The sequence below is a fragment of the Erythrobacter sp. S57(2025) genome (assembly GCF_057365055.1).
Genome location: NZ_CP200299.1, coordinates 2319889 through 2337982, shown reverse-complemented (window position 1 = coordinate 2337982; position 18094 = coordinate 2319889). Strand labels below are relative to the sequence as shown.

At 54.5% G+C, this 18094-nt stretch carries 16 protein-coding genes and 1 tRNA gene; 10 read left to right on the top strand and 7 right to left on the bottom strand.

Annotated features, from left to right (window positions below):
- Positions 1–22: 22 nt before the first annotated feature.
- The 6 genes from AC0V6N_RS11235 to AC0V6N_RS11210 all read left to right on the top strand — a co-directional run bounded on the left by AC0V6N_RS11235 (position 23) and on the right by AC0V6N_RS11210 (position 9055).
- Entirely contained in the window at positions 23–1519 is a 1497-nt protein-coding gene (locus tag AC0V6N_RS11235) for a TolC family protein (RefSeq protein WP_486171637.1), read from the top strand.
- 4 nt (positions 1520–1523) lie between these two features.
- The gene (locus AC0V6N_RS11230; protein WP_486171636.1) at positions 1524–2486 is read left to right on the top strand and encodes an efflux RND transporter periplasmic adaptor subunit; all 963 of its coding nucleotides are present in this window, start codon (positions 1524–1526) and stop codon (positions 2484–2486) included.
- Positions 2470–3852, top strand: a complete 1383-nt coding sequence (locus AC0V6N_RS11225) for an efflux RND transporter periplasmic adaptor subunit (RefSeq protein ID WP_486171635.1) — start codon at positions 2470–2472, stop codon at positions 3850–3852. The genes AC0V6N_RS11230 and AC0V6N_RS11225 overlap by 17 nt, the downstream gene beginning before the upstream one ends.
- 9 nt (positions 3853–3861) lie before the next feature.
- Positions 3862–6021, top strand: a complete 2160-nt coding sequence (locus AC0V6N_RS11220; protein ID WP_486171634.1) for a site-2 protease family protein — start codon at positions 3862–3864, stop codon at positions 6019–6021.
- Between the two features lie 582 nt (positions 6022–6603).
- On the top strand, positions 6604–6924 hold the full coding sequence (locus tag AC0V6N_RS11215; RefSeq protein ID WP_486171633.1) for a hypothetical protein: 321 nt from the start codon (positions 6604–6606) through the stop codon (positions 6922–6924).
- Between the two features lie 517 nt (positions 6925–7441).
- On the top strand, positions 7442–9055 hold the full coding sequence (locus tag AC0V6N_RS11210) for a hypothetical protein (protein ID WP_486171632.1): 1614 nt from the start codon (positions 7442–7444) through the stop codon (positions 9053–9055).
- Here the strand turns inward: AC0V6N_RS11210 and AC0V6N_RS11205 are convergent.
- The 3 genes from AC0V6N_RS11205 to AC0V6N_RS11195 are packed head-to-tail and all read right to left on the bottom strand — an operon-like array spanning position 9052 to position 11086.
- Entirely contained in the window at positions 9052–10068 is a 1017-nt protein-coding gene (locus AC0V6N_RS11205) for a nucleotide kinase domain-containing protein (protein WP_486171631.1), read from the bottom strand. The two genes, AC0V6N_RS11210 and AC0V6N_RS11205, sit on opposite strands and share 4 nt — an antisense overlap.
- 41 nt (positions 10069–10109) lie before the next feature.
- Positions 10110–10718 (bottom strand): Nmad2 family putative nucleotide modification protein, encoded by a 609-nt coding sequence (locus AC0V6N_RS11200; protein ID WP_486171630.1) that lies wholly within the window; start codon positions 10716–10718, stop codon positions 10110–10112.
- Positions 10718–11086 (bottom strand): hypothetical protein, encoded by a 369-nt coding sequence (locus AC0V6N_RS11195; protein ID WP_486171629.1) that lies wholly within the window; start codon positions 11084–11086, stop codon positions 10718–10720. The genes AC0V6N_RS11200 and AC0V6N_RS11195 overlap by 1 nt, the downstream gene beginning before the upstream one ends.
- Positions 11087–11354: 268 nt before the next feature.
- Here AC0V6N_RS11195 and AC0V6N_RS11190 point away from each other — a divergent pair, with 268 nt between their 5' ends.
- Entirely contained in the window at positions 11355–12560 is a 1206-nt protein-coding gene (locus AC0V6N_RS11190) for a DUF3644 domain-containing protein (RefSeq protein WP_486171628.1), read from the top strand.
- 81 nt (positions 12561–12641) lie between these two features.
- Here the strand turns inward: AC0V6N_RS11190 and AC0V6N_RS11185 are convergent, their stop codons facing one another.
- Genes AC0V6N_RS11185 through AC0V6N_RS11175 form a run of 3 tightly spaced genes read right to left on the bottom strand, consistent with a single transcriptional unit; the run spans position 12642 to position 15015 of the window.
- On the bottom strand, positions 12642–13196 hold the full coding sequence (locus tag AC0V6N_RS11185; protein ID WP_486171627.1) for a DUF5681 domain-containing protein: 555 nt from the start codon (positions 13194–13196) through the stop codon (positions 12642–12644).
- The gene (locus tag AC0V6N_RS11180; protein WP_486171626.1) at positions 13193–13711 is read right to left on the bottom strand and encodes a DUF5681 domain-containing protein; all 519 of its coding nucleotides are present in this window, start codon (positions 13709–13711) and stop codon (positions 13193–13195) included. Before AC0V6N_RS11180 ends, AC0V6N_RS11185 begins: the two co-directional genes overlap by 4 nt.
- Positions 13708–15015, bottom strand: a complete 1308-nt coding sequence (locus AC0V6N_RS11175) for a site-specific DNA-methyltransferase (RefSeq protein WP_486171625.1) — start codon at positions 15013–15015, stop codon at positions 13708–13710. Before AC0V6N_RS11175 ends, AC0V6N_RS11180 begins: the two co-directional genes overlap by 4 nt.
- 188 nt (positions 15016–15203) lie before the next feature.
- On the opposite strand from AC0V6N_RS11175, the gene AC0V6N_RS11170 reads away from it, so the two are divergent.
- The 3 genes from AC0V6N_RS11170 to AC0V6N_RS11160 are packed head-to-tail and all read left to right on the top strand — an operon-like array spanning position 15204 to position 17418.
- Positions 15204–15431: a DUF3489 domain-containing protein gene (locus AC0V6N_RS11170; protein WP_486171624.1), complete on the top strand. Its 228-nt coding sequence runs from the start codon at positions 15204–15206 to the stop codon at positions 15429–15431.
- Positions 15428–15835: a DUF2924 domain-containing protein gene (locus tag AC0V6N_RS11165; protein ID WP_486171623.1), complete on the top strand. Its 408-nt coding sequence runs from the start codon at positions 15428–15430 to the stop codon at positions 15833–15835. Before AC0V6N_RS11170 ends, AC0V6N_RS11165 begins: the two co-directional genes overlap by 4 nt.
- Positions 15832–17418 carry a recombinase family protein gene (locus AC0V6N_RS11160; RefSeq protein WP_486171622.1) on the top strand — a complete coding sequence of 529 codons (1587 nt, stop codon included), beginning with the start codon at positions 15832–15834 and terminating at the stop codon, positions 17416–17418. The genes AC0V6N_RS11165 and AC0V6N_RS11160 overlap by 4 nt, the downstream gene beginning before the upstream one ends.
- A 385-nt stretch (positions 17419–17803) precedes the next feature.
- On the opposite strand, the gene AC0V6N_RS11155 is transcribed toward AC0V6N_RS11160, so the two are convergent.
- Positions 17804–17894, bottom strand: a tRNA-Ser gene (locus AC0V6N_RS11155).
- Between the last annotated feature and the right edge of the window lie 200 nt (positions 17895–18094).

The window sequence follows — 18094 nt, the reverse complement described above, 5'->3', positions numbered from 1 at the left end:
ATAAAGGCACGGTGGTGACATTATGAAAAAAGGTATCGTACTTGCTGGCGTATCAACGCTTGTCTTGAGTGCTTGCGCAACTGTTCCTGAGCCATTTACGCCGACAGAGCTAGATGAGACAGCGCAGCGCAATTTCGCGCAGGTTGATGTTGATCAAGAGCCAATTGCCGGTGAGGTCGATCTCTACGAAGCGATGGCTCGCGCTCTAAAATACAACCTCGACTACAAAGTTGAGCTGATGGAAATTGCTCTACGTGATCGAGAGCTCGACCTGCAGCGCTATGACATGTTGCCTCAGTTGGTGGCGAGTGCAGGCTATGCTGGTCGCAACAATTTTTCCGGTGCAAGCTCGCTGTCGTTGATCACGCGGCGCCAGTCGCTTGAGCCGTCGACTTCACAAGAGCGCGACCTTTTTACTGCTGATTTGGCGCTGAGTTGGGATGTGCTGGACTTCGGCCTTTCCTATGTCCGTGCAAAGCAAGGTGCAGATGAAATCCTCATCGCGCAGGAGCGGCGCCGTAAAGTGGCCAACCGTATCATCGAAGATGTACGCTCCGCATATTGGCGCGCAGTCAGCGCAGAACGCTTGCTTACTAAACTTCAGGAGCTTGAGGGCTCGGTAACCGAAACGCTGCAAAACTCAGAGCGTCTTGCAGAGCGCCGACTTTCTGCTCCTTTGACAGCCTTGACCTATCAGCGCGAACTGCTCGAAATTCAGTCGCAGATTCGCAAGCTTCAGCGCGAGCTAGTGGTTTCTAAGGCGCAATTGGCGGCTTTGATGAACCTTCGTCCTGGTACGCCATTCGCGCTGGCCCTGCCTGACCGCTCGACTCAGCTGCCTGCGGTACAATACGCTGGGGAAGACATGATGATGACGGCGCTGCTGAATCGTGCCGAATTGCGTGAAGTAAGTTATCGCCAACGGATCAATTCGCGTGAGCTTGATGCAGCGCTTCTATCTGCTCTTCCAAGTTTCCGCGGCGTGCTGGGCGTAAATGTCGATTCCAACGATTTCCTGTTTAACAATGACTGGATCAATTACGGAGCCCGCGCCAGTTGGAACGTATTGAACCTGTTCCGCCTTCCTGCCCATAAGAGAGCAGTTGAAGCGCAGGATGCTCTGCTCGAACAGCGCGAGCTGGCGCTGACCATGGCCGTGATTACACAAGTCCATGTTTCGCGCGCGCGCTTCGGCCACCTTACCAAGGAACTCGACACCGCCGCCCGGCAAATGAGTGTTCAGGATCGGATATTGGGACAAATCCGGTCCGGTCATGCTGCAGGAGCGATGAGTCGCCAGACCTTGTTGAGAGAGGAAATGAATACGCTGGTAGCTGAGGTGAAATACGATATCGCCTATGCTGAGGCACAAAATGCTTACGCCAATCTATTCGCATCAATGGGGATTGATGAGTTCAGTCCAGACGTGACCGGCCAAGAAGATGTTGCTACGTTGCGCGCGTCCCTTGCTCAAATGTGGCAAGATCGCGAGAATGCTATGAGGCTATCTGGGCAGTGATATCATGAGCGATGATGAGCAGCCAGATTTCGAAGAACCGGCTGCGGACGCTTCGAAAACCAAATACCTGATCGGTGGCGGCATTGTCGTCGCTGCAATGATTGGTGTCTACGCTTTGGCCAATAGCGGCGAGACAACCTGGTCAGATACAGAGGCGCAAGCTGCAGAAGCTGACGCGCTGGCTGTGGACGCACCTGTGGTTGAGGAGCCGGAACCAGAGCCCGATCTGACCGCGCGTGGTGTTATCAAAGCAAAAGAAGAATCCACGATAGCTTCACGCATGACGGCAAAGATCACTGCGCTGCCTTATGGCCAAGGACAAAGCTTTCGTCGCGGTGCGCTTTTGGCGCGCTTTGATTGCTCGTCGGTTCAGGCGCAATTGAACGCTGCAAGAGCATCAGCCCGGGCCTACCAAGTCACGCATGACAACAATGTTGAGCTGGATGCCTATGAGGCAGTGGGCAAAAACGAGGTCGAAGTTTCCCGCGCCAATTTGAGTAAAGCACAAGCAGAAGCGAGTGCGATCCGTGCGCAGATGAATGACTGCGCTGTTTACGCTCCATTTTCTGGCAGCGTTGTTGAAGAAATCGCCAGCAGGGGCGAAATCGCCGCTAGTGGCGCGCCGCTTATGAAAATTCAGAGTGGCGGCGACCTGGAAGCTGAGCTGATTGTGCCCAGCAACTGGCTGGTTTGGCTGCAACCTGGTGCTGGCTTTACCTTTGCAATTGATGAAACAGGCAATGAGATCACCGGAAGCGTGACCCGGCTGGGCGCTGCGGTTGATCCGGTTAGCAAGACAATTCGCATTACAGCTAACATCGACCGAGGTGATGGCTTGGTTCTACCCGGGATGAGTGGCTCAGCAACGTTTGAGCTTCCTAAAGAACCAGAGCTGGAGCCAAGCGAAGAGGCCTCCGACGGTGAGGCCTCACCGGAAGCCGAGCAAAGTGATGGCGAGCAAAGCTGAACCGATCAAAACGCCGCCCTTATTGGCTGCGACTTCCAAAGGAACCGGCGTTGAAGCGCGCAACTTGGCTGCACTATTGCAGTTTGAGGGAGAAATACGTCGTCAGTCCACGGTCAACGAACTGCAATATCTGATAGCGAACGAAACGCGCAATTTGGTGCCGTATGGCCAAATGTTCGTTCTGCGTAGCAAGACAATTGGTGAAGGATTTAAGGTCACTTGCTCTTCATCGCTGGCGACAATCGATCGCAATTCGCCACTGATTTACACGCTTGAGAATCTGCTCGCCAAGATCGAGGAAGAACACAGCCTAAGCAGCGCCCGCAGTTTTGATCTGAGCGCCTTTGCTGATGATGAAACCTTGGCAGACTACCCCTATTCGCAAATGCATTGGCAGCCATTGTCCGCAGATGATGATGTCGTGTTTGCCGGTTTGCTCGTCGCGCGCGAGGAACCGCTGCGCGAAGGTGAAACGAAGCGGTTGGAGAGAATAGCTGAAACGGGCTCGCACGCTTGGCGCGCTCTGACAGGCAACAAGCCTGTCCGTAAAATCCCCGCGTTCGACAGCACGAAAAAGAAATGGATCGCTGCTGGCATCGCTGTGATCTTGCTATTCCCGGTGCGCCTAACTGCTTTGGCGCCAGCCGAAATCGTAGCAGAGCGGCCCTTTATCATCGCCGCACCTTTTTCAGGCCGTATTGCCTCTATTGAAGTGATTCCTAACGCCCCCGTCAAAGCGGGACAGGTTCTGCTGCGCTTTGACGATGTGCGATTGGCAAATGAGCTGGAGCTGGCCGAGGAAAAGCTTTCGGTCGCGCAGTCGCGTTTGGAACGATCGACCAGCTCTGCCTTTGGCGATGAGGATGAGACATCCGATATTGCGATTATGCGCGCTGAGCTTGAAGTGGCCCAGGCCGAGTACGATTACGCAAAAGATCTGATGGGGCAGTCCGCAATCGTAGCTCCACAAGACGGAATGGCATTGTTTAGCGATCGCCGTGATTGGGAGGGGCGTGCGGTCAATGTCGGCGATCCGATAATGCAGGTCGTCGATCCTACCGCGACAATGATCCGTATAGACTTGCCATCGGCTGAGCAGATGTCCCTTGAACGTGGCGCTAAAGTCAAAATGTGGCTGGATTCTCAGCCGCTCTGGGCCGTGGACGCAACATTAGAGACGGCAAGCTACCAGTCGCGGCCTACTCCAGACGGAACGCTGGCATTTGCTCTGACCGCGAAATTGTCTGACGATACTCCTCGGATCGGCTCGCGCGGCACCGCGCAGGTTTATGGACAATGGGTCCCGCTGATTTATTCGTTGCTACGCCGGCCCATCTCGGCACTGCGCCAATTTATAGGGTTTTAGAGGTGCGCCGTGGCCGAAGCAGCGATTCCCATCCAGCTTCCTGAATTAGAACCGCCGCCTCCGCTGCCTGCATTGCGTCAAGAATTGCGCATTGAGCCGGGTGCCCCTTTGGTCAATGGCGCCCCAAGCTGGACATTGTTTGACCCCGTGCGCCACGCGTTTTTCCAGCTTGGCAAGGTTGAGTTCGTGATCCTTTCACGGTGGGCTTCGGGCAAATTGGATGGAATCACTGAGCAGTTGAAGGCGCTAGGCACTCAAGGCGATGATGCTGATGAAGCGTTTAACGATGTGGTTGCATTTGCATCAAGCAATGGCCTTACCCTTTCGCCCATTGGGGGAAGCGCCGTCAGCGCCTATTCCGCGCAGCGCATGGCGGGTAAGAAAGCGGCCTGGAAGTGGTTGCTCGACAATTATTTGTTCATCCGTTTGCCGCTGGTAAAGCCTGCCAAATTTCTCAATCGGACGATCGACACGGTCAGGCCGCTTTGGTCGCCATCCAGCCTAGCGACGTTCGGAATTCTGGCGCTCATCAGTCTGTTGCTCGTATCGCGCCAATGGGACGCGTTCGTCGCCTCGTTCTTATACTTTTTTAGTTGGCAGGGCGTGATCGCATACGGACTGGCGATTGTGTTTGTGAAAATCCTGCACGAACTCGGCCATGCTTACACCGCCACGCGGTATGGTTGCAGAGTGCCCACTATGGGGGTCAGCTTTCTCGTGATGATGCCGGTGCTCTATACGGACACAACGTCTGCGTGGCGACTGCGATCACGAAAGCAAAGGCTCGCGATTGATTGCGCGGGCGTGGCTGCCGAGCTGATGGTAGCGAGCGTTGCCACAATTTTTTGGGTGATACTGCCCGAGGGAATGCTGCGTAGTGTCGCTTTCGTCCTTGCCACCACAAGCTGGATTATGAGCCTTGCGGTTAATTTGAACCCATTCATGCGGTTTGATGGGTATTATGTTTTGTCCGACCTTTTGGATGTGCCCAACCTACAGCCTCGGGCATTCGCTCTTGCCAGATGGAAGCTACGCAAAACGCTTTTTGCGATCGGCGACCAAGCACCAGAAGGTATACCGCGGCGATTGCATGTTGGCATGATCCTATATGCGTATGCGACTTGGATATACCGCTTGTTCTTGTTCACGGGAATTGCGATCCTCGTTTACAATGTCTTTTTTCAGCCACTCGGCTTGATCCTTGCCGTTGTCGAGATGGCAGTCTTCGTTGGGCGACCTATATTCTCTGAACTCAAAGTCTGGCGCGAAATGCGCAGTGAGATATTCGCCTCGCGACGTGGCAAGGCTTGGTTATGGCTTGGACTGGGAGCGCTAATACTCGCTTTCTTGCCAATTGACCGCCATGTCTCGGGCAATGCTGTCCTTGCGCCGATCGGGGCTTCTCCGCTCACCGCGGGAGAAGCTGCGCGAGTTGACCATATCTTTGTCGAAAATGGCGCGCGTGTCAGGGCGGGTACTCCAATTGTTGAGCTTAGCGCGCCTGAACTCTCCACACAGGCAGCAGCAACCAAAGTGCGGATCGCGCAATTGGAACTACAATTTGGCCGTGCGGTTGCTGATGATCGCGACCTTTCTAACAGAGCTGTTATTGAACGAGAATTGGCGCAGCAAAGGGCTCGGCTGGCAGGGTTGGAACGGCGTACACAAAAGCTTGTCTTGCGTGCGCCAATAGACGGCGTGCTGACTGATCTAGGCCCTGACGTCCATGTCGGTCGGTGGCTCGATGGCGCTGACGTTATCGCCTATGTCCTCAGTCCCAGCGATTATGATGTCCAAGCCTATATATCAGAGGACGAAATTTGGCGGGTTGAGAATGGCGCAACCGCAAGTTTTGTGGCGGCTGCGGGAACAAGTGTAGCTCGTGAAGCAAAGCTGATCGAGGTTTCGAACAGCGCGATTGAGCGTTTGGATCAACCGATTCTTGCTTCAGAAAACGGCGGTCCAATTGCGGTCAACAAAGATGGTGAGGAACTTAAACCCCGTGAAGCATTATACCGGGTTCGCCTTGTGGCCGAACAAGGCCGCGTGGGTGATCAGGAGCACCAGATTCAACCTGTTGTTGGCACTGTGCAAATTTCGACAAAAGGCCGCAGTTTCGCAGGCTGGGCGGGAGGCGAGATCGCTAGAATGATCCGCCGTATCATTTGATCATCTCAATAGACTGCTGTTTTAGTTACGGACCACAGCGTGAGATCCAGGATACTCTGTCAGTTTGATCGTATTAGGGAGCTGCGTGCCAAGACCAAACTGCCCGCTTTCACCTCCACTCTCAGTCGTTTGGCTGCGGCATAAGTTGGGCCGGCAGCCGACAGTCGGCTCTGAGAATAATTGGACAGAGGGCGGCCATCGGTAAAAGGGCTCAGTCTTTCCATTCACCAACTGCCGATGCAATTGAGAAGAAGAATTGCCAAGCCCCCTAGGCCGCCGGAGCGCCGACCTCGAGGCGCCCCTGAGAGGATGAGATCGATGAAACCCCCAGTTTCGGATGTCCATGCATTCCTTCGCGCAAATGAGGGTCTGATCGTGCACTTCTCAGGGGTTCCCAGGGGGACCAGTTCGGACTTCGTTGGGGCTTATCCGTCTGACCTCCAAAATGTCCTGCAGGGTAGTGGCCAATCAGGGTTAGCGTGCTCTGTAGTTACGCCCAGTGACACGTTTGCAGGAGCTGAGCACAGGCACGCGTTTGGCTGCATCGGAGTGATAGTAGACTTGAAGACACCTCAATCTTTAATGGCGGTCTCTCCACATGACGCGGGGTCTTGGGTCCAAGACGGAGTGCGCAACTATCCCGATCAGGATATATCAGCAAAAGACCTGGATGACAGTTTGGCTTTAAGGGGACAGCACCACAACGAGTGGGGCCTCCAGGACTTCCATGTGATCGGTGTCCTTGCAATTCCACCATTCGAATATTGGATTGATACGTCACCAGGCTGGGTGGGCACGACAACGATGGAAGAAGTAATGCTTGAGTTTGCTGGCTATCCAATCGTTACTCGCGCGGGCAATCAATGGTGGATTAGTAGTTCGTCAGCCGCTCTATACCCGTAGGTGCCTTTGATCTCATTGCAGACTATTTGAATCCAGCAAGGCTTCATGCGCCTTCGCTGCTTGTATGGCTGAACTTGATCAGGGCCGCTCTCAGGTAAGCAATAAGGCTGGCGCATCGGTTTGCCGGCGGCTCGCCTCATCGGGTCGCAGCCAAGAATGCCAAAGCAAACGGACCCAGACATTCTCTCGGGCAATGGATTTTAGTGGGCTTATGATCGTGAGAGTGCGTCGAGACAGCTCGGGTTGGGAAACTTGCATTGGACGAAGCACCTTGCTTTACTCATCCTCGTTTAAGCGCTGAGCTAGATGCCCTAAAAACGGATGTGAAGAGCTCAGCAACTCTGAGCTGCCTCCTCGGGACTCATCAAATCTAATCAATTTGGGTTACTCATTTCAAAATTGTAGCTGAAAAGTATCCCCAGCCCCTTTCCTCTAATACTTGCTTATACATCGTGACGCGCAAACAGTAAAACTTGCCAGATCATCTGAATTTCCGGGCCACTAAGAGCAGTGAACTATGAAGTTGCGCGAATTCGACACGTTTGTTTCGTCTAGTGATTGGACTACAGACAAAGACAGTAGTGAGCGACTGAGGATCGCAAGGTACGGATTGGCCGCCGAGGTTGGCAGTCTAGCCTCCGCCCTCAAGAAAAAAGTTTTGCACCATAGCACCGACCACTGGGACACAAGCAACTATGAGATCATTGAGGAAATTGGCGACTGCCTCTGGTACGTTGCACAGCTTTCACAGCTAGGAGGAGGTGAAGGGCTCGCTTCGATTGTGGCTGAGGATTACGCTGCCTTGCCACGAGAAATCGAGCGAAAGCCTGAATTCAAGGCGGCCTTGGATCCGAAAGAATACTCGCGCTTTTTGGAACAGTCTCCTGTTCTATTGGAGCTTGGCGGCGATGCGTCAATTGACCAGTATCAGTCGCTAGCCTTCCTTACCGCGCGCACTCGGAATCGCGAGCTCTTAGACGTGTGCATTACGCGCCTTCTTTTGTACGCGACATCGGTTATGAGCCGACAGTTCCCAAAGAGTGAATACCATCTAAAGGACGACATTCTCAGCTATACTAGAGATCGCACGTTGGGGATGCTCCTTTGGCATTTGAGCGCCATTTCAACTCTGTATCAACTTAGGCTCAGCGAAGTGCTGTCCGCGAACATGGTCAAGATACGCAGTATCTCGAATTTGATGGAGGAAGAACCAACAGCCCTTTTGGACGAGCCGGCTCCTCCCCATGAGAGATTTCCTCGCACGTTCGCCGTTACATACATCTCAACCTCCGATGACCGACTGCAAATGTTCTATCGCGGTCGTCCGCTAGGTGACGAGCTGAACGACAATTCTCGGACAGACGATGGTTATCGCTTTCATGACGCTTTGCACTTGGCAAACGCAGCCATCTTAGGGTGGTCCCCCGTGTTGCGATCACTGATGGGACTTAAGCGCAAGAGTCAACCGGATGACGACCGGACAGAAGATGGTGCAAGAGCTCGAATTGTTGAAGAGGCGATTGTTAAGGCTGTTCATTCTGAGGCTGTCAGAGTCGGTCGGCTTGAAGGGTTGCCTCCGGACCAAGCGAAAGCCACGCTTTTCTCGGATACGAGCCAGATTTCCTATGACTTTCTGAAGCTGATTATAACTTTTGCTGAAGGTTTAGAAGTTGCACGGTGCAAGCCGTGGGAATGGAGGCAGGCGATCGTGGCAGGCCACCGCCTTTTCAAAAATCTGAAAGAAGAGAAACAAGGCACGATAACCGTGGACCTTGTAAACCGCTCTGTGTCCTTCTCACCTTTGGCAATTCCAGATGTCCATGGCCCAGTTGTGGACTCGACGATTGAAGTATTTGAAGCTCCGAAGGTGCTTTATCGGAAACTGAAGGATAGCGACCGAACTAAGACTGAAAAGTTAGCAATCCTCAATTTGCTGGGCATCCAGCCCAACAAAGAGGCACTTGATAGTCTGTGCATCAGCTACGCAGAGGATCGCCAAATCAGCGTCAAAGCCAGCGGTGAAACGCAAAGCCAAATTTGGAATCGTTCAATAATCGGTTTCCGCACCAAATGGACAAGAGTTGGTCGACGTTGGATTTGTGTTGCGATGGCAATTAGTGCGCCAAGCTAAGGATAGAGTTCCAATTGCGTCTCGACCTGTTGTGGGTGATTTAGCAGCGGAGTCACATTCGAAGTGATTTGCCATTTCGGCGGGAAGAAGGGTTTTGGAAGGGGATCTCTTCTCGAACTGGAAAAGCTCTGTTTGATGCGTGTCCGTCCGCTCGTGCCAGCGATCTCAGGGTGAGCTACTCGACTATATTTGGAAATTTCGCAGAAAACATTCTGACAATCTATCGGTTGAAGCTTGCGTCCGAAGAGGCCCGGAAATTCAAGCCCAAGGCGCGCAAATTCAGCATCTTGGTTTTCGGTCATCCATTGGATGATAGATTCTGCTTGATCAGGCGAAGAGTTAGGGAAGCACTTTCGAATTCCGTCGTGCGCGCCTGGACCGGCCACAACGAATTCGTCCTCTCCGAGATCCGTCAGGGCAGAATAATTTAGGTCGATTGCATACTGAAAAGCCAGAAAAGATCCAAGGCCTGGGTATTTCAGTACTTCGCGATAGATTTCGGATAGTGACTGCGCGTTCTCGATCCGCTTGGTAATTCCGTCATCCATCATCGTTTTCAGCAAGCGAAAGTGATTCTGGTGCTTACGTTTAGCCCCGAAAGGTGGTGATGCCATTATGTATGCAGCAGAGTAGATTGGCTTTCGAGTTTGAAGCATCTTTTCAAGGATCGCATCGGCCCGATCGAAGTCGAAATCAGACCAACGTATCGACCCAAGTGCTTTCTCTAACGCTTTCCAGGTCGTGATGCTGTTGAAAACCTTGAACAGTAGCCCGCGAAAAACCGTGTCCTCGGCGGTGAGATCATTCGCTCTATCGTAAAGAACTTCTTTTATCAGATACTGGCTTACTCGGTCAGTTGCACGAAACGTATTTGTAAAGCGGTAGCGAGAGATGATAGCGTCATCGGTCCACGGCGATGGTAATCCACGAAGCCTAGCAAGATACACTTCGAGCCTTTTCGAAGCGAAGCGCCAATAGTCTTCGTATACTGCGCTACGATCTAACTTGAGCATGGCTTGACTGTATACGAAAATCGGCAAAATGTCCCAGGGGACTATGCTGCGTGCCGGATTTTTGCCCAGTCAGTAGGAATACCGACAAGCCCTTTCGGATTGCTGACATCAAGCCAATCGACCATAGCTGCTTGCTGCGCAGCCGGATGATTGCATTTCCGGTTTCGGCGAATGAACATATCGCGAAAGTCAGCCGGGATTTCAGGCCCATCGCCACCAAAATAGGTAAAGCGGCTACCTAGGAGGACATTCGTTGTCGTGCCGGTATCAGTATCGATGTCTGCCTTGCTCTGTTGCCCGCCGAAATTACTGTGAAATGAGTCGCGTTGAACAAATTGCCCAGTCGCAGCGTCCTCGAAGTAGATATTGTCACCATAACGCTGCATCGTACTTCCCGACATACTGGGCTTCTTGGCGCCAAAGCGCGGGTCTGAGTCATATGTCGGAAAGTCGATAATCTCGTCTATTTGCATCCAATAAACCAAGTGATGTCGGCGTCCTACTTTCGCCGAACCACGGCCGACAATAAGATCGTGTATGCCGGCATGCTTGCGGATCTGGGGTGCACAGCACGCGAGAGAGCAAACTTGATGAAACGGGTTCGGAGCGAAGCCGAGGTCGTGCTCAACGCAGTAAGTGTGTAACTTCATTAGCAGCAATGCCGATCGGTCTTAGCAGCGGGATACTCACCACCACCCGGACCTTCGTGCCGCATCTTTTTCTTGCAGATAATGTCATGCAAAGCCTCTGCATCAAATCGGATCAGGGCGTCTCGCAATTGCAGCAGTGGGTCGGGGAGCTGCATCCCTTCACCATTGGTGGGCCACATCACGATTATCGTTGCCCCATTGGACTTGGCTGCAAGCATTGATTTCGCAAGAGCCTCATCTTCAGCGATCTCGTCGTTCATGACCACTATGAGGAAGCGTTGGTCGTCGTCGAGATCACAATCGATGGTGGCAATCAGCTCTGCTAGTCCATCGACCTTGCGAGCATTGTAGATGCCAATCTGTCCCACGTACATTCTCCTTTTGGACCTTCAATGACAGGTGATAGCGCACGCTCGTAAAATCAAGTTTAGCGGTTCAAATTCCTGGGTGCGAGATAGTTGATTGGATGCGATCGCCAGCATCGCCTGTAGATTGCAGCACCGGGGCTGCTTGCTAAGGTTTTGGTTCACTGCCCGTCGCAGCTTACAAGCGGACCTTCAGCTCGCATTTTCGCGATGTGACGAGACTATAGAGTATCAGAAAACACTGCCCACAGCTTTGTAGGAGCCGATCCAAATGCCGACGAAAAAGAGAGGAAATCATCTCGAGCGTTGGGAAGTGGCGATTGTGAAAGCGATGCTCGCTACTAAGAAATACAATGACCAAGACATCCTAGCGTTTTTCACTCGTCCAACGCGCTCCATCAATCACCGGCTGATCAGTGAGATTCGGACTGAGAAGAAGCACAAGGCGATTAAGGTGGCCTCATCTAATGACTTGACCTCATTTTTGAAGTCGTGGCCGGATGTCGATGGTGAAACGGGCCTAAGTCTCCGTGGCGATGAGTTGCTGGTAAAAGCGCGAGAGGCAATGATCGCTGCCGTCCACAACTTCAATTCCGCCGGCCTCTGCTTTCGGTCTGAGATATTCATCACAACGGCAATGATTGCTTGGACGTACCTCTGTCACGCATGGTTTAAGCGTGAGGGTATCGACTATCGGTACCATAAGAGCGGCGCTGTCGCGAAATTTCCCAGTGGCGCCGAGAAATTCTGGGAATTGGGCATGTGCATCAAACAACCGAAGTTGCCGGTCACGACTGGCGCAAGACAGAACTTGGAGCTCCTCTTAGAAATTCGGCATGAGATTGAGCATCGCTCAACAGATAGGATCGACGATGCGCTTGGTCCATTGCTGCAGGCTTGCTGTGTCAATTTCAATGGTGCGATCCGAGAATGGTTCGGAGGACAGTTCGGATTAGAGCGTCGACTACCAATCGCCCTCCAATTTGTGACTTTCGATGCTGCCCAAGCAGCTGGGCTTAAAGCTTCGCCAAATCTGCCAAAGGCGATTGTAGCGACGATGGATGCCTTCCATTCCAAAATGACAGAAGATGAACTGAAGGATCCCGCCTTTGCGTATCGGGTCGCGTTTGTCCCGATCGTTGGTAGCAAGGCGTCGAAATCAGACTTGGCCGTCAATTTCATCAAGCCGGGTTCTGATATGGCTATGGAGGTCAATTCTGTTCTACTAAAGGAGACAGACAAGAAACGATACACGGCCACCCAGGTTGTGGAGCTGATGCGGGCAGAAGGCTGGCCACGCTTCAACATGTCGCACCACACCTCTCTATGGAAGGATCTAGAAGCGAAGAACCCAGATAAAGGTTTCGGCAAACAGGGTGATTACCAAAACACTTGGGTTTGGTTTGATAGTTGGGTAGCTCGCGTTCGAGCGCATTGCCAAGAGAATGCAGGCAGCTACGTGACGGGGACTGCGTAGGTCATTTGCGGCTATTGATCGCGGCAGCAATTGGCGAGCTTCGAGAGTGAACCGAATGACCAAAACTGGGGCGCATAGCGGTCATTCTCCGCGATATGTCCACCAGTCCGGCCAATTCACCTTATGCGGTGTTCGTGTAGCTCTCCACACCTCGCGCTGCTCATCCATACTGAGCGGTCGATCGACCAGCCTCGCCAGCGCAACTTCGACGATCCATGGATTGAGTTCCCATCGGACGCGAGCCTGATCGGTCGGATGCTTAAGTCTTGCGATCCCAAGCGTATCGATGATGGAGTCTGCGCCACTTTTGACAGCTGACCAGACGATTGTATTGATACCCGAGTGAGAAGCTCGCCGCACAGAGCGTGCCTGCTCGATAGCCTCAAGCGAGGCGCGAGCCGCTGCACTGTCTCCGGCCAGACCCTTCTGCGTGAGCTGAAGCAGGAATGCTTCAGCGGCCGTCACCCGCCGGTCGCGGCCATCCTCACGGATTGTGACCATCTGCCCGAGAACCGCATCGTATGGGATCTCGCGATGCCGGTTCCTCGGCCGCCCTTTCGGATTGCCAGACTGTCCCTTGCGGAACTGCGTTGACTGGGGCGGTTGCTTGTAGCCCACGCCTTGCTCCTTGCTCATTCGAGCCTCCCGCGTGGCCAGTGCAGGCTTTCTGGATCCTTGGTAAAGAACTTGATGCTCTCGACATCCCTTTTGCTGAACTTTCGGCGCCCTGGGCGACTGAGCGCCGCCTGCGTGGCCCATGCATTGACTTTCCAGCGATTGGGGTGGGAAGGATCAGTCTCAGCTATACCAAGAATACGCATGGCCTCGTTGGCATTGTCAGAAGTGTGATGCCTGAGCCTCTTGATTGGCGAACGAGGTTGAAGGCTCTTCTTTGCAAGCGCCTTCTCACGCTTCTCGATCATCTTGAGCACCTTGCGTATCGCCATGCGTTTTCCAGCAAGAGCATCTTTGAGCAGTTGCTGCTGCAAGACTTCTTCAACGGTGAGCTCGCGCTCCTTGCCACCAAGGGTCGTGCTGAGACGCTTGTCGAGCACGATCTCGAACGCAGACACGTTGGGTCGGCGCGGCTTGGGGGGACGACCGTTGGGATTGCCAGACTGGCCGGGCTTGAACCGTGTGTCCCTGCTCATCCTGCTGCCTCTTGACCGTCGTGACGATGGATCAACTCCGGCTCCTTGCCGGTGAGATCGCTCCAGCGCTGCATCGCAAGGTCGACATAGGCTGGATCGATATCGAGACCGCGGAAGCGGCGACCAACCCGCTCAGCAGCGATCAAACTGGTGCCTGAGCCCAAGAAGATGTCGAGTACGAGCTCGCCCTGCCTGGTCACATCGCAATAGGCATCAGCCACCATCGCCACCGGCTTGACAGTGGGATGCAGCGCGAGATCCTCTCTACGCGATCCCTTCATCGAGTTGACACTCGGGTAGTCCCAGACATTGGTGCGATTGCGACCATGCTTGCCCAACTCCACATTATTGGTGTGCGGGGTCGAGCCGACGCGGTAAACGAACACCATTTCGTGCTTGGAGCGATAAAGCGAACCCATGCCGGCATTGCTCTTGTTCCAGACGCAGATGTTTAGGAGATCGTCGTAAACGTTCGCAACTGACCCCGTGACGTCGTCCATGTGGCGCCAGTCCATGCAGACAAAGTGCACAGCACCGTCGCGCGAGACCGCTGCGCAGGCTCCAAGCGTATCAGCAAGGAAATTGCGGAACTCCGCTTCGGTCATCTCGCCCGAAGCCATTGCGAACTCGCGGTGACGGCCCTTGGCGTTGGCGTGTCCATTGATCTTCACATTGTAAGGCGGATCGAGAAACGCGCAGTCGATCGAGCTGTCTTCTCCAACCAGACGTTGAAGAAATGCGATGTCGCGCCCATCGCCGCATCCTAACCGGTGCTCGCCTAGCTGCCAGACATCACCTGGCTTCACGCTTGGACTTTCTGGCACTGCCGGGATCACCTCGTCATCCGGATCTTCGCTTTCAGCCAAGACGACGTCGATTTCGCCGGGACTGAAGCCCGTGAGGCCGAGATCGATCTCCAAATCAGGCAACGACAGCTCGGCCAGCTCGAGCTTAAGGATCTCGGTATCCCAGCCTGCGTTGAGCGCAATCTTGTTATCTGCAAGCCGTAGTGCCTTCTTTTGTGGATCGGTGAGGCCTTCCAACGTGATCACCGGGACCGTCTCAAGCTTCATTTCCTTTGCTGCTCGCAATCGCCCGTGGCCCGCGATTAGGTTTCCGTCCGGATCTGCGAGGATCGGATTGGTGAATCCGAATGCTCGCATCGAAGCAATGATCTGTTCGATCTGCTTCTTGGAGTGCGTACGCGCATTGCGGGGGTCAGGGACGAGCTCGTCTAGGGCCTTGTAGACCACTTCGAGCGTGCGATCGGCATGAGGGAATGCCGTAAGGGGTGCTCTGCTCATGGTCGGAACATATCAAGATCATTGCTCCCATTCCATAGTGCAACAAATTCCTTTAGGGGATAAACCGTGCAGAAGTTTAGGACTGGACTTCAGAGCATTAGCGAGCATTAGTGTCTCCCTGCCCGGCCCGCTCGGGCTTGTCTCAGTGACGGCGGCCATTCCAGCTGCTTGATGTGCCGGAGACAAACATGACCAACACCACCAAGACACGAAAGCCAGCCACAAAACTGGACTCGCTCGAGAGGCTGCTCAAACGCAAGACTGGCGCGAGCATAGGCGAGATGACCAAGGCAACTGAATGGCAGCAGCACTCGGTACGCGGCGCAATGGCAGGTGCGCTCAAGAAGCGCGGCCATACGATTGTATCTGAAAAGGTCGATGGCACGCGCCGCTACCGGATCGAGTCCGCACGATGAGCGAGGCTGCTGAACACCTTATCGATGAGATCGAGACGCTCGACCTCAATGGACTGCGCAGCTTCTGGAAGGAGCGCTACGGGGTCGCTCCACCTCTGCGCTCCGAGCCAATCATGCGCCAACTCCTGGCATGGCGGGTGCAAGCGCAAGCACTAGGCGGATTGGATAACGAGACGCGCAAGGCATTGGCTCGCAATGGACCTGTCCAACCCGAAGGCAAGCACCTTGGGGTCGGAGCCCGGCTCACCCGTATTTGGAAGGGCCGCGAGGTGACCGTCGTGGTTGAGGAGGACGGGTTTCGCTGGGAGGGCCAGCTGTTCCCGAGCTTGTCGGCAGCCGCCACTGCAATCGCGGGAGCGCGTTGGAACGGGCCTCGGTTCTTCGGATTGCGGGATAGCAGATGAGCGACAAGGCCAAGCGTTGCGCGATCTACACCCGCAAGTCCTCCGAGGAAGGCCTCGATCAGTCGTTCAACAGCCTCGATGCGCAGCGCGAGGCGTGCGAGGCCTATGTTCTGAGTCAGGCATGCGAAGGCTGGGAAGCCCGACCAGATCGCTATGATGATGGCGGCTACTCAGGCGGCAACACCGACAGACCCGGCCTCAAGGCACTGCTCGCAGATATCGAGGGCGGTAAGGTCGATATCGTCGTGGTCTACAAAATCGACCGCCTCACCCGTAGCCTCGCCGACTTTGCGCGCATCGTCGAGATCTTCGAGACGCACGAATGCAGCTTTGTCTCCGTTACCCAGTCGTTCAACACCACCGGATCGATGGGCAAGCTAATGCTCAACGTCTTGCTCTCGTTCGCGCAGTTCGAGCGCGAGGTCACTGGAGAACGCATTCGCGACAAGATCGCAGCCTCCAAGGCCAAGGGCATGTGGATGGGCGGGGTTCCGCCACTTGGCTATGATCCGCCGACCGATGGATCGAGGACGCTCAAGGTCAACAAGGACGAAGCTAATCAGGTGCGGCACATCTTTACCCATTACCTTGAGCTTGGCTCGGTCCACGCATTACAGCGCGATCTCGAGGCGCGCCGCATCCTCTCCAAGCTCCACACAACAGCCAAGGGCCGCAAGATGGGTGGACTGCCGTTCAGCCGCGGTGCGCTTTTCCACCTGCTGCGCAACAGGGTCTACCGCGGCAAGATCACGCACAAAGGCGAGGTTCATGAGGGCGAGCATAGGGCGATCGTTGACGCCGAGCTATTCGGACGGGTGCAGGTCAAGCTCGATGCGCAGGTGCGGCGGCATCGTACCAAGGCCGGCAACCGCAGGATCAGGGCTCCACTGACAGGCAAGCTGTTCGATGCGTCGGGCGAGCCCATGAGCCCGACCACCTCGCGTGGAAAGTCAGGCCGGAAGTATTGCTACTATGTCTCGACCTCGCTCCAGCAAGGCGCAGGCGCCGCCTATGCCGATCATGTGCAGCGCGTGTCTGCTCTCGAGATCGAAAGGGTTGTTTCTGAGGCAGGCCGTCGTTGGGGGCTCAAGGCTCGCGATCCGTTTGCAATTGTCCGCTCGGTTCACGTCAGCGAGCGGGGCCTCCAACTGACCATCGAGGCGCCGCGAGTTGCGAGCATTGCCGCCCGACTAGCCGATGACGAGGCCATTCTCGATCGCACCGCTGATACGATCACCATCCAGCTGCCGATTCGCTTTGCAACGCGCGGCAGCAAGCAGAAGATCGTTCCTGTAACCTCGCGTCCACCGCAGCCCGACCAGGTACTGATCTCGGCCCTCAGGAAAGCTCATGTCATGCTGCGTTCTGAACGCGGGATGCCGGTTATCGATACCGCTCCACACTCACCCCACGGTCGCAACATCCTTCGGTTGGCATTTCTTGCTCCAGACATTCAGCGCGCAATTCTCGATGGTCGCCAGCCGCTTTATCTCAACCTTGAGGCGCTCAAGAAAATGGCGATACCGTTGGCTTGGTCGAAGCAACGCAAAGCGTTGGGTTTTGCAGATCCGAGAGCTCCCTGATCTGGCGATCAAATACCCTGATATCGGTGATTAAAGTCCCTGTTATGCTCGATCAAAAACCCTGTTCCGGCGAATAACAGGGAAACACCGGTTTTGGGCATGTACGCCACGGAAAAGTAGCGGATTTATCTGCGCAAATGAGCCGGATCCGGCTGAAATGGCCTGTTTTGGGCCTCAAACTTGCAAATTTCCCTGTTCTTACCCTGTTTAACAGGGAAACCGAACCGATGTTGGCAGCCGCAGAGATGCCGCCTGAGAATAGCACCGGAAACGCGCCAAGAGACCGTTCAAATGATGCGGGCGTTACGGATTGTACCGTGAAAAACCGCCAGTTATCGGCGGCTTGCGAAGACCCCTTAAACCAGAGACTAGTGCTGGGGGTGGGTGGCGGAGACGGAGGGATTCGAACCCTCGATACCCGTAGTAGGTATGGTTCCTTAGCAGGGAACTGGTTTCAGCCACTCACCCACGTCTCCGCATGTGCAAGCGCGTTTGGCTGCGAGGCGCGCGCTATAGGCGGGGATGCGATCAGCGGCAAGGGGGGAATCTGCGCATTCGCACTCAATCGCTCGCACAAGGCCGCATAGGCAGCAATCCCTAGGTTCGGCCAGCTCAGATTCATACCCAGTGCCCTACGCACTCACCTCACCGTGTTTTCGATTCGGTTCATCGCCGT